The 13,064-nt window shown below is 65.1% G+C and carries 2 protein-coding genes; both read left to right on the top strand.

What is annotated here, in order from left to right:
• Nucleotides 1-89 precede the first annotated feature (89 nt).
• Nucleotides 90-662, top strand: a complete 573-nt coding sequence (locus H663_RS41415; protein WP_165803962.1) for a hypothetical protein — start codon at nt 90-92, stop codon at nt 660-662.
• A 403-nt stretch (nt 663-1,065) separates the two neighbouring features.
• The coding region (locus H663_RS42435) for an Ig-like domain-containing protein (RefSeq protein WP_133240075.1) at nt 1,066-13,064 on the top strand (11,999 nt) is incomplete at its 3' end.

Here is a 13,064-nt window from a genome sequence, read left to right on the forward strand (position 1 = left end):
TGTCGGAGCTGAAGCTACCGACCTACGAGGGACATGTATGGGTGGGTCGGCGGCTTCGGCCACGACGGGGGCATGTGCCGGAGCCTGCAATGTCGGAGCTGAAGCTACCGACCTACGAGGGACATGTATGCGTAGGTCGGTGGTCGAAGACCCCGACGTTTGCATGCAAAGCTCAAACGAAGATGACGGGCGATGGTGGTGGAATGGGCAAGTGTCGGACTCTGCGAGTACCGACCTACGGGGCTGCTTTTGTTGTAGGTCGGCGGTCGAAGACCCCGACATGGGCCTGCGCCCAAGCCCGAAACCTCGGCGCTCAAGCGACCGATCTGCGAGACACCAGCAAGTCGGCGGCCGCGCCGCGCAAGGACCTGCAACAACAGCCCTGCAGTTCAAAAATCATGCCCAAAGCAATGATTATGTTGAATTTATCAATTAATTCCAGGCCTTGGCATGCGCCGAAACAAGGTCTATCGGGTTTCGTCAGCAAGCTGAAAAAAATTCGCCAAAAAAGTGCATTGATTACCCCAATTGGGTATTTTGTAATGTCACTTTTGACAATAACCTCAAGCAAAGTTGATACAAATGCCAAAAAAGATCGTCGAAATGAATCCGATCACTTTTTTGAGTTTGGGTTGGGTTTCCATAAATCGGTAGAGATTTGATGAATACCCACTCACTCCCATACAAGGTGCCACTCGCTGAAAGGTGCAAACCACAGCAGGTGGCTTTGTCACGTCTGGACGGCGTGTGTGCGCATGCGGGCGCTGTGCGTTCGCGCCAAAGCGTCGGACTCTTTGAGTGCCGACCTGCGCCAAGCCACAGCCACCCCCCAAGCCACCGTGACCTCGTCGGTCGCCGCTCGAAGATCAAGGCAAATGTTTGCCAGACCGCAGCGCATCGATCAGCAATGTCGGTCAGCGGGCCCTGTCGGACTCTTCGAGTGCCGACCTACGCAGCCCAGCCGACCTGCGCTTACCCGTCAGCCACCCCCATTTCTTCCAACACCCCCGCCGCCAGCCACTGCTGCGCTGCATTGAACTGAATCACTGAGAGAGAGAGACCTGTATGAACGACATGAGCAACCCCTTCATCGCCATCACATCGAGCAAAGCCAACCTGGCTATGGGCGAGACCACCACGCTTTCTTTTGCGCTCAGTGAAGCCAGCACCAATTTCACGGCTTCGGACGTCACCGTCGTGGGCGGCACGCTCTCCAACTTCACGGGCAGCGGCAGCAACTACAGCGCCACCTTCACGCCGAGTGCCAACGTGTCCAGTGCGTTCATCATGGTCGGCAGCGACACCTTCAGCAACGCCGCCGGCACGCTCAACAAGGACGGTGCCGACACCAACAACGGCTCGTCCTTCAGCATCGGTCTGCTGTGCAACACCGACGCCCCCGCCGAAAGCGTGGCCCCCACGGTGATGATCAGCAACACCAAAGCGCGTGTGAAGCCGGGTGAAACCGACATCATCACCTTCACGCTCAGCGAGGCCAGCAGCAACTTCACCGCCAGCGACGTGCGCATCATCGGCGGCACGCTCACCAACTTCACACAAAGCGCCACCAACCCGCTGGTCTACACCGCCACCTTCACGCCCGACCCCAAGTCGCTCAGCGCCGCGATCTTCATCGCCAGCGAAGCCTTCACCGACGCGGCGGGCAACTACAACATGGACGGCGGCGAACTCAACAACACCGCCTCCATTGCCATCCAGTGCAAGATCGACACCACACCGCCCACCATCATCGTCAGCGCCGACAAATCCGCCCTGGCCATGGGCCAGACCGCGGTCGTCACCTTCACCCTGAGCGAGCTGGCCACCGATTTTGCGGCCTCTGACATCACCGTCATGGGCGGCACCCTGAGCGGCTTTGCCCAAAGCGCCACCAACCCGCTGGTCTACACCGCCACCTTCACACCCGCAGCGGGCTCCATGAGCGGCGCGGTCTATGTGGCCAGCAACCGCTTCAGCGACGCCTCGGGCAACTTCAACGCCGACGGCAACGATGCCAACAACGCCACCACCTTCACCCTCGACATCGCGCCGCCCACCATCGCCATCACCAGCGACAAGTCCATCCTCAAAGCCGCAGACACGGCCACCATCACCTTCACGCTGAGCGAAATCAGCACCAACTTTGACGCCAGTGACATCGCTGTCACCGGCGGCACCCTGAGCGGCTTTGCCCAAAGCGCCAGCAACCCCTACGTCTACACCGCCATCTTCACGCCCGCAGCGGGCTCCACGGGTGCCACCGTTTCGGTGGCCAGCAACAAATTCAGCGACGCAGGCGGCAACCAAAACCAGGACGGCGCAGACGCCAACAACACCGTCAGCCTCACGGTCGACCAGACCCCGCCCACCATCATCGTCAGCAGCCCCAAGTCCAGCCTGGGGGCAGGGGAGACGGCCACCGTCACCTTCACCCTGTCTGAAGCCAGCAGCAACTTCACGCTCGACGACATCACCGTGGTCGGCGGCACCCTGAGCAACTTCACCGGCTCTGGCACCAGCTACAGCGCCACCTTCACCCCCACTGCCGGTGCCAGCACCGCCAGTGTCAAGGTCGACAGCAACAAATTCACCGACGCCGCAGGCAACCAGAATGCCGACGGCGCCGACGCCAACAACACCGTCAGCTTCAACCTCGACGTCACGCCCCCGACCATCATCGTCAGCAGCGACAAGACCGATCTGCTCGCCGGTGAAACCGCCACCATCACCTTCACCCTGTCTGAGGCCAGCAACAACTTCACGGCCAGCGACGTCACCGTCAACGGCGGCACCCTGAGCGGCTTTGTCCAAAGCGCCACCAACCCGCTGGTCTACACCGCCACCTTCACGCCCACCAGCACAGCCGCCAGCGCCATGATTTTGGTGAGCAGCAACACCTTCAGCGACGCGGCAGGCAACCTCAACAAAGACGGCTCGGACCTGAACAACGCCGTGGCCCTCAAGACCAACTGCCCCCCACCTGACACGGCACCCCCCACGATTGCCATCAGCACCGACAAGACCGCGCTGGGCACAGGTCAGACCGCCATGGTCACCTTCACTCTGTCAGAGGCCAGCAGCGACTTCACCGCCACCGACATCACCGTCATGGGCGGCACGCTGAGCGGCTTTGCACAAAGCGCCACCAACCCCCTGGTCTACACCGCCACCTTCACACCCGCTGCAGGCTCCATCAGCGGTGCGGTCTACGTCTCCAGCAACAAATTCAGCGATGCAGCAGGCAACTTCAACGCCGACGGCAACGATGCCAACAACGCCGCCACCTTCTCCATCGACGCCACGCCCCCCACCATCGCCATCAGCACCGACAAAGTCGACCTGCTGGTCGGCCAAACCGCCACCATCACCTTCACCCTGAGTGAGGCCAGCAACAACTTCACGGCCAGCGACATCACCGTCAACGGCGGCACCCTGACAGGCTTTGCCCAAAGCGCCACCAACCCGCTGGTCTACACCGCCACCTTCACGCCCACCAGCACAGGCGCCAGCGCCATGATTTTGGTGAGCAGCAACACCTTCAGCGACGCCGCAGGCAACCTCAACAAAGACGGCGCTGACCTGAACAACGCCGTGGCCCTGAAGACCAACTGCCCACCGGCCGACAGCACCCCGCCCAGCATCGTCATCAGCAGCAACAAAGTGTTGCTGGACGAAGGCGAAACGGCCAGCATCAACTTCACCTTGTCTGAAGCCAGCACCGACTTCACCTTGGGCGACATCACCTGCCTGGGCGGCACGCTCAGCAACCTGCAAGGCTCGGGCACCAGCTACACCGCCACCTTCACGCCCTTTGCCACAGCGAAAAGTGCGGCCCTGTTCGTGGCCAGCTACAAATTCAGCGATGCCGCCGGCAACTTCAACCTGGACGGCGCTGATGTCAACAATGCCGTCTCGCTGGGCATCCACTGCGAGATCAAACCCACCACGCCAGCAACACCCGCAGACACCACAGCGCCCACCATTGCCATCAGCAGCGCCAAAGCCCTGCTGGCCCAGGGCGAGACCACCACCGTCACCTTCACCCTGAGCGAAGACAGCAGCGACTTCAGCCTGGCCGACATCACCTTGCTGGGCGGCACATTGAGCAACTTCGCAGGCTCGGGCAAGGTCTACACCGCCACCTTCACCCCCAATGCCACGGCCAAGAGCGCCGCGCTGTTTGTCTCCAGCGACAAATTCACCGACGCCGCAGGCAACCTCAACAAAGACGGCTCCGACAACAACAACGCCGCTTCGTTTGCCATCAACTGCACACCCGTGCCCCCCGCACCCCTGACGCCCCCAGCGCCCAGCGTGGTCGTTGCACCGGGCGGCATCACCACCCCAGACACCACCCCCACCTTCCAAGGCACCGGCACACCCGGTAACACCATCCAGATCAAAGACCCCGCTGGCAACGTGATTGGCTCTGCCGTGGTCGGCCCCAACGGCCAGTGGAACGTCACCCCCACCGCGCCGCTGCCCCAGGGCTCCAACAACCTGTCCATCACCGAAACCAGCCCCTCGGGTGCCGTCAGCCCCTCCGTGCCCTTGCCGGTGGTCATCGACTCCGTGGCCCCTTCGGCACCCGCTGGTGCCATTGCCCCCGGCAGCAACACCGGCTCCACCACCGACAACATCACCAGCAACAACAAGCCCACCCTCACGGGCACAGGCACGCCCGGTGACACCATCAAGATCACCGACCCGCAAGGCAACGTGATCGGCACCGCCGTCGTCGGCCCCAACGGCCAGTGGAGCATCACGCCCACCACAGCCCTGCCCACAGGCACCAACAACCTCAGCATGGTCGCCATCGACCCGGCTGGCAACGTCAGCCCCACGGCTCCGCTGCCCGTCGTCATTGAGTCAGGCAGCCTGCCCGCACCCACAGGCGGCATCAACCCCGGAAGCAACACCGGCTCGACCACCGACAACATCACCACCAACCCGCAACCCGTGCTCAGCGGCACTGGTCAGCCCGGTGACACCATCAAGATCACCGACCCCGCTGGCAACGTGATCGGCTCTGCCGTGGTCGGCCCCAACGGCCAGTGGAACGTCACCCCCACCGCACCGCTGCCCCAGGGCCTCAACAACCTGTCCATCACCGAAACCAGCCCCTCGGGTGCCGTCAGCCCCTCCGTGCCCTTGCCGGTGGTCATCGACAGCGTGGGCCCCTCGGCACCGTCAGGCACCTTCGCCCCGGGCAGCAACAGCGGCTCGACCACCGACAACATCACCAGCGTCACCCAGCCCACACTGACAGGCACAGGCACGCCCGGTGACACCATCAAGATCACCGACCCGCAAGGCAACGTCATTGGCTCTGCCATCGTCGGCCCCAACGGCCAATGGAGCTTGGCGCCCACCAACCCGCTGCCACAAGGCCAGAACAACCTGAGCATCGTCGCCGTCGACCCCGCAGGCAACGTCAGCCCCCCCACACCGCTGCCGATCTTCATCGACACCGTGGCACCCACCATTGCGCTTTCCAGCAACAAAACCCTGCTGGGCAACGGCGAAAGCGTCACCGTCACCTTCACCCTCTCTGAAGCCAGCAGCGATTTCACCCTGGCCGACATCACCGCCATGGGCGGCACGCTCAGCAACTTCCAGGGCTCGGGCACCACCTACTTCGCCACCTTCACACCCAACGCTGGGGCCACCAGCGCCGCCTTGCTGGTCACCAGCGACAAGTTCTCGGACGCTGCAGGCAACCTCAACAAAGACGGCTCCGACCTCAACAACGCCCTGAGCTTCAGCGTCAGCGCGGTTGTGGTGCCCGCACCCGCAGCGCCCTCCGGCACCCTGGCGCCCTCCAGCAACAGCGGCTCGCTGACCGACAACGTCACCATCGACACCACGCCCACCATCACCGGCGTGGGCACACCCGGCGACACCATCAAGATCACCGACCCACAGGGCAACGTGATCGGTACTGCCATCGTTGCCCCCAACGGCAGCTGGAGCATCACGCCCACCACGCCGCTGCCCCAAGGCAACAACAACCTGGCCATCACCGAAATCACGCCCGATGGCCAGACCAGCCCGGCCACCATCCTGCCCATCGTCATCGACAGCGTCGCACCCCTGGCACCCACAGCGGGCATCAACCCCGCCAGCAACAGCGGCTCGCTGACCGACAACGTCACCATCGACACCACCCCCACGATTGACGGCACTGGCACGCCCGGCGACACCATCAAAATCACCGACCCGCAAGGCAACCTGATCGGCACCGCCATCGTCGGCCCCAACGGCCAGTGGAGCATCACGCCCACCACGCCGCTGCCCACAGGCACCAACAACCTGTCCGTCACCGAAATCGACCCCGCAGGCAACATCAGCCCCGCCGTGCCGCTGCCCATCGTCATCGAAACGGCGGTCAGCGCTGCACCGGCCCTGGTCGTGCGCGGCCGCGTCTTCGCAGGCCCCATCGCCGCCACCAGCGCCACGACCGAAGTCGTGGACGCCCAAAACCTCATCCCCGACATCAATACGCTGCAAACCAGCGCGTCCACCAGCGTGACCAGCACTGGCGGCATCAACCTGGTCCAACCCAAAGAAGTCGCCGTCTCGCTGCCCACCGGCACACCCACCGTCATCGCCACCAACCCACCCGTCATCACGGAAAGCTCGGTCAGCAGCGTGGCACCGCCTCCCGGTGCCATGAACGACGGCATGATCCTGACCCCGCCCAGCCTGACCGGCAACCCCAGCGTCACCTCGGGCACGGGCTCCACCGCCACCGGCGGCGGCACCCTGCCCAACACCACAGGCGGCGTCTCTGACAGCTCGGGCAACGGCGTGGCACCGCCTCCCGGTGCCATGAACGACGGCATGATCCTGACCCCGCCCAGCGTCACCGGCAACCCCACCACCACCTCCACAGCTGGCGTCAGCGGGGGTGCAGACGTGTTCGTCTACGACAACACCGGCACCTTGCTGGGCCAAACCGTGCTGGCTGCAGACGGCACCTGGAGCATCACCGCCGCCAACCGTGGCAGCTACCGTGGCCCTGTGCTGGTCAAAGTCATTGACGCCAACGGCAGCGCCATCAACTACATCGACGAAGTCTCTGCCACCGGCAAGTCCTTCGACACCACCTTGCGCGCCCAGGCCGTGGCCGACGTCGGTCAAAGCAACTTCACCGTGGCCGCAGACCAAAGCGCCACCCTGGTCGTGAACATCACGCCCGTCACCGAACTGGCCGTGCGCAGCGCCGGCATTGCCGACAACGCCAACCAGCCGCTGGCCAGCGCCGCCGCCATCAACACCGCCAACGCCAACGTGGCCAAGGCCTTGGGCATGGCAGGCGTGGACATCATTGGTGAGCCCACCACCACCAACAGCCCCACTTTCACCGCCACCAACCGCTACGACGCCAACGGCGTGGTCGTCCTCACAGCCGGTGAAAAATACGGTCTGGTGCTGGCCAAACTCTCCGGTCTGGACAGCGTCAAAGGCAACATCGACGCCAGCCTGGACGCCCTGCAAACCGAACTGCTGGCAGGCGGCACGCTCAGCACCACCGGCGCAACCCTCATGGACACCGGCCGCCTCAACGCCCTGGCCGCCCTCAAGGCCCCCAACACCGGTGCCTCCGAACTCACCTTCCTGATTGACACGCCCCTGAACCGCTGGCTGCTGGGCGACATCGTCGTCACCGCACAAACCATCACGGCCACCACCGTCAACCTGACCGGCTCGGCCCTGCCGGGCAGCACCGTCACCGTCACCTTGCCCGACGGCAGCACCCTGCAAGCCACGGCCAACGCCCAAGGTGTCTTCACCGTCAGCTTCCCCGCCACCAAAGTCAACACCGACAAGGAAGTGGACTTCCAGGGCACCGACGGTCTGGTGCAGCCCTCCGTCAACACCCACACCCTGCCGTCCGCTCCCACCGGCGTGCTCGACCCGAGCAGCAACACCGGCTCGACCACCGACAACCTGACCACCGACAAAACGCCCACCCTGAGCGGCACCGGCACCCCCGGCGACACCGTCAAAATCACCGACCCGCAAGGCAACGTCATCGGCAGTGCAATCGTCGGCCCCAACGGTCAGTGGAGCGTCACGCCCACCACACCGCTGCCCGAAGGCACCAACAACCTCAGCCTGGTGCAGGTCGACCCCGAAGGCAACGTCAGCCCCGCCGTGCCCCTGCCCGTGGTCATCGACAGCGTCGTGCCCACCATTGCTTTGACCAGCGTTCAAAACGCGGGCCAAAACCCCACCGTCACCTTCACCCTGTCTGAAGCCAGCACCGATTTCACGCTGGCCGATGTGACCGTGACCGGCGGCACCCTGAGCGCCCTGACGCAAAGCCCCACCAACCCCCTGGTCTACACCGCCACCTTTGCCCCCGCAGCCGGTGCCAGCACCGCCAGCGTGCAAGTGGACAGCGCCAAGTTCTCTGACGCCGCAGGCAACCAAAACGCCGACGGCGCAGAAGCCAACAACAAGCTGACCTTCAACTTCGGCTCCACCACGCCGCCCGCAGCCCCAACGGGCATTGCCATCGACCCGGCCAGCAACAGCGGCTCGGGCACCGACCAGCTCACCAACAAGCCCCAGCCCACGATCAACGGCAGCGGCACGCCTGGCGACACCGTCAAGATCACCGACCCGCAAGGCAACGTCATTGGCTCAGCCATCGTCGGCCCCAACGGCCAGTGGCAAGTCACGCCCACATCACCGCTGCCCGAAGGCCCCAACAGCCTGGCCGTCACCGTCACCAACCCCTCCGGGCAGGTCAGCCCACCGGCTCCGTTCACCGTCACCGTGGACACCACAGCGCCCACCATTGCGCTGAGCACCGCGCAATCGGTGCTGGCCACTGGCCAAACCGGTCAGGTCACTTTCACCCTGAGTGAAGCCACCACCGACTTCACCCTGGCCGACGTCACCGCCATGGGCGGCACGCTGAGCAACCTGGTGCAAAGCCCCACCAACCCGCTGGTCTACACGGCCACCTTCACGCCCGCAGCCGGTGCCACCAGCGCCGCTTTGCTGGTCACCAGCGACAAGTTCTCGGATGCCGCCGCCAACTTCAACAAAGACGGCGCCGACACCAACAACGCGCTCTCCTTCAGCGTCAACGCTGTCCCTGTGGCACCTGCAGCCCCAACGGGCATTGCCATCGACCCGGCCAGCAACAGCGGCTCGGGCACCGACCAGCTCACCAACAAGCCCCAGCCCCCGATCAACGGCAGCGGCACGCCTGGCGACACCGTCAAGATCACCGACCCGCAAGGCAACGTCATTGGCTCAGCCATCGTCGGCCCCAACGGCCAGTGGCAAGTCACGCCCACATCACCGCTGCCCGAAGGCCCCAACAGCCTGGCCGTCACCGTCACCAACCCCTCGGGTCAGGTCAGCCCACCGGCTCCGTTCACCGTCACCGTGGACACCACAGCGCCCACCATTGCGCTGAGCACCGCGCAATCGGTGCTGGCCACTGGCCAAACCGGTCAGGTCACCTTCACCCTGAGTGAAGCCACCACCGACTTCACCCTGGCCGACGTCACCGCCATGGGCGGCACGCTGAGCAACCTGGTGCAAAGCCCCACCAACCCGCTGGTCTACACGGCCACCTTCACGCCCGCAGCCGGAGCCACCAGCGCCGCCTTGCTGGTCACCAGCGACAAGTTCTCGGATGCCGCCGCCAACTTCAACAAAGACGGTGCCGACACCAACAACGCGCTCTCCTTCAGCGTCAACGCCGCCCCTGTGGCACCTGCAGCCCCAACGGGCATTGCCATCGACCCGGCCAGCAACAGCGGCTCGGGCACCGACCAGCTCACCAACAAGCCCCAGCCCACGATCAACGGCAGCGGCACGCCTGGCGACACCGTCAAGATCACCGACCCGCAAGGCAACGTCATTGGCAGTGCAGTCGTCGGCCCCAACGGCCAGTGGCAAGTCACGCCCACATCACCGCTGCCCGAAGGCCCCAACAGCCTGGCCGTCACCGTCACCAACCCCTCGGGTCAGGTCAGCCCACCGGCTCCGTTCACCGTCACCGTGGACACCATAGCGCCCACCATTGCGCTGAGCGCACCGGCCACCGCCTTGACCAGCGGCCAGACCTCGGCCATCACCTTCACCCTGAGTGAAGCCAGCACTGATTTCACGCTGGCCGACATCACCGTGACCGGCGGCACCCTGAGCGCCCTGGTGCAAAGCCCGACCAACCCCCTGGTCTACACCGCCACCTTCACGCCCACCGCCGGTGCCACCACCGCCACCGTGCGAGTGGACAGCGCCAAGTTCGCTGACGCCGCCGCCAACCAGAACGCTGACGGCGCAGAAGCCAACAACACCCTCAACTACACGCTTGGCCAGCCCTCTGTGCCGCCAACAGCCCCAACGGGCATTGCCATCGACCCGGCCAGCAACAGCGGCTCGGGTACCGACCAGCTCACCAACAAGCCCCAGCCCACGATCAACGGCAGCGGCACGCCTGGCGACACCGTCAAGATCACCGACCCACAAGGCAACGTCATTGGCTCAGCCATCGTCGGCCCCAACGGCCAGTGGCAAGTCACGCCCACATCACCGCTGCCCGAAGGCCCCAACAGCCTGGCCGTCACCGTCACCAACCCCTCGGGTCAGGTGAGCCCTCCCGCTCCGTTCACCGTCACGGTGGACACCACAGCGCCCACCATTGCGCTGTCCACCACGCAGGCCGTGCTGGCCTCAGGCCAAACTGGCGTCGTCACCTTCACCCTGAGCGAGGCCAGCACCGACTTCACCCTGGCTGACGTCACCGCGATTGGCGGCACCCTGAGCAACCTGGTGCAAAGCCCGACCAACCCCCTGGTCTACACCGCCGTGCTCACGCCCGCAGCCGGTGCCACCAGCGCCGCCTTGCTGGTCACCAGCGACAAGTTCTCGGATGCCGCTGCCAACTTCAACAAAGACGGCGCGGAACTCAACAACGCGCTCTCCTTCAGCGTCAACGCCGCCCCTGTGGCACCGGCAGCCCCAACGGGCATTGCCATCGACCCGGCCAGCAACAGCGGCTCGGGCACCGACCAGCTCACCAACAAGCCCCAGCCCACGATCAACGGCAGCGGCACGCCTGGCGACACCGTCAAGATCACCGACCCGCAAGGCAACGTCATTGGCTCAGCCATCGTCGGCCCCAACGGCCAGTGGCAAGTCACGCCCACATCACCGCTGCCCGAAGGCCCCAACAGCCTGGCCGTCACCGTCACCAACCCCTCGGGTCAGGTGAGCCCTCCCGCTCCGTTCACCGTCACCGTGGACACCACAGCGCCCACCATTGCGCTGAGCGCACCGGCCACGGCCTTGACCAGCGGCCAGACCTCGGCCATCACCTTCACCCTGAGTGAAGCCAGCACTGATTTCACGCTGGCCGACATCACCGTGACCGGCGGCACCCTGAGCGCCCTGGTGCAAAGCCCGACCAACCCCCTGGTCTACACCGCCACCTTCACGCCCACCGCCGGTGCCACCACCGCCACCGTGCGAGTGGACAGCGCCAAGTTCGCTGACGCCGCCGCCAACCAGAACGCTGACGGCGCAGAAGCCAACAACACCCTGAACCTGAGCTACAGCGCCGCCCCCGTGGCCCCGCTGGCACCCCCTGCAGGCATCAATCCGGGCAGCAACAGCGGCTCGCCCACCGACCTCATCACCAACCAGAACAAACCGGTCCTCACCGGCACCGGCGTGCCGGGCGACACCATCAAGATCACCGACCCCTCGGGCAACGTGATCGGCACCGCCACCGTCGGGCCCAACGGCCAGTGGAGCATCACGCCCACCACACCGCTGCCCGAAGGCACCAACAACCTCAGCGTGGTCGCCATCAACCCTGCTGGCCAGATCAGCCCCGTCACACCGCTGCCCGTGGTCATCGACACCACGCTGCCCACCGTGGCCCTCAGCACCACCCAGTCGCTGCTGGCCCAAGGCCAGACCGGCACCGTCACCTTCACCTTCAGCGAACCCACGCTGGACTTCACCCTGGGCGATGTGGCCGTCACCGGTGGCACGCTCAGCAACCTGGCCTTGAGCCCCACCAACCCGCTGGCCTACACCGCCACCTTCACGCCCACAGCCGGTGTGCTCAACGCCACCTTGGTGGTCGCCAGCGACAAGTTCACCGACATCGCAGGCAGCCTCAACAAAGACGGCGCTGAAACCAACAACACCCTGGCTTTCAGCATCAGCGCACCGCCCACGCCGCACAGCCTCACGGCCATGCTCGACCTCGTCAGCGACAGCGGCACCGTCGGTGACAACACCACCAACGACACCACGCCCACCATCAGCGGCACCGGCACCGCAGGCGACATCGTCAAGGTCTACAACGCCCAAGGCCTGGTCATTGCCAGCGCCGTGGTCGCGGCCAACGGCACCTGGTCGGCCACGCCCACCACCGTGCTGCCCCAGGGCATCAACGCCCTGAGCGTCACCGCCACCAGCCCCACCGGCAGCGTGCTCAGCACCGGCCTGCCCATCACCATCGTGGTCGACAGCGTGGCCCCTGTGGCCCCCACCGGCATCCTTGACCCCATCAGCGACTCCGGCGTCAAAGGCGACAGCACCACCAACGACAACACACCCACGCTCAGCGGCACTGGCGTGCCCGGCAACACCATCACCATCAAAAACCCAGCGGGCCAGGTCATTGGCACCGCCGTGGTCGATGACGGTGGCAAGTGGAGCATCACGCCCACCACGCCCCAGCCCGAAGGCCTGAACAACTACACCATGACGGCCACCGACCCGTCCGGCAACGTCAGCCCACCCGCACCGCTGCCTGTGACGATTGACACCACAGCGCCGTCAGCGCCCACCGGCGTGCTCGACCCGACCAGCGACTCCGGCGTCAAAGGCGACAAGACCACCAACGACAACACGCCCACCCTGAGCGGCACCGGCACCCCCGGCGACACCATCACCATCAAGAACCCAGCGGGCGAGGTGATCGGCACCGCCGTGGTCGACGCGGGTGGCAAGTGGAACATCACGCCCACCACGCCCCAGCCTGAAGGCCTGAACAACTACACCATGACGGCCACCGA

This window comes from Limnohabitans planktonicus II-D5 (genome assembly GCF_001270065.2).
Lineage (GTDB): Bacteria > Pseudomonadota > Gammaproteobacteria > Burkholderiales > Burkholderiaceae_C > Limnohabitans_A > Limnohabitans_A planktonicus.

Coding starts and splice junctions, on each gene's coding strand:
- H663_RS41415 (WP_165803962.1), top strand. CDS start 90: ATGTCGGAGCTGAAGCTACCGACCTACGAGGGACATGTATGCGTAGGT.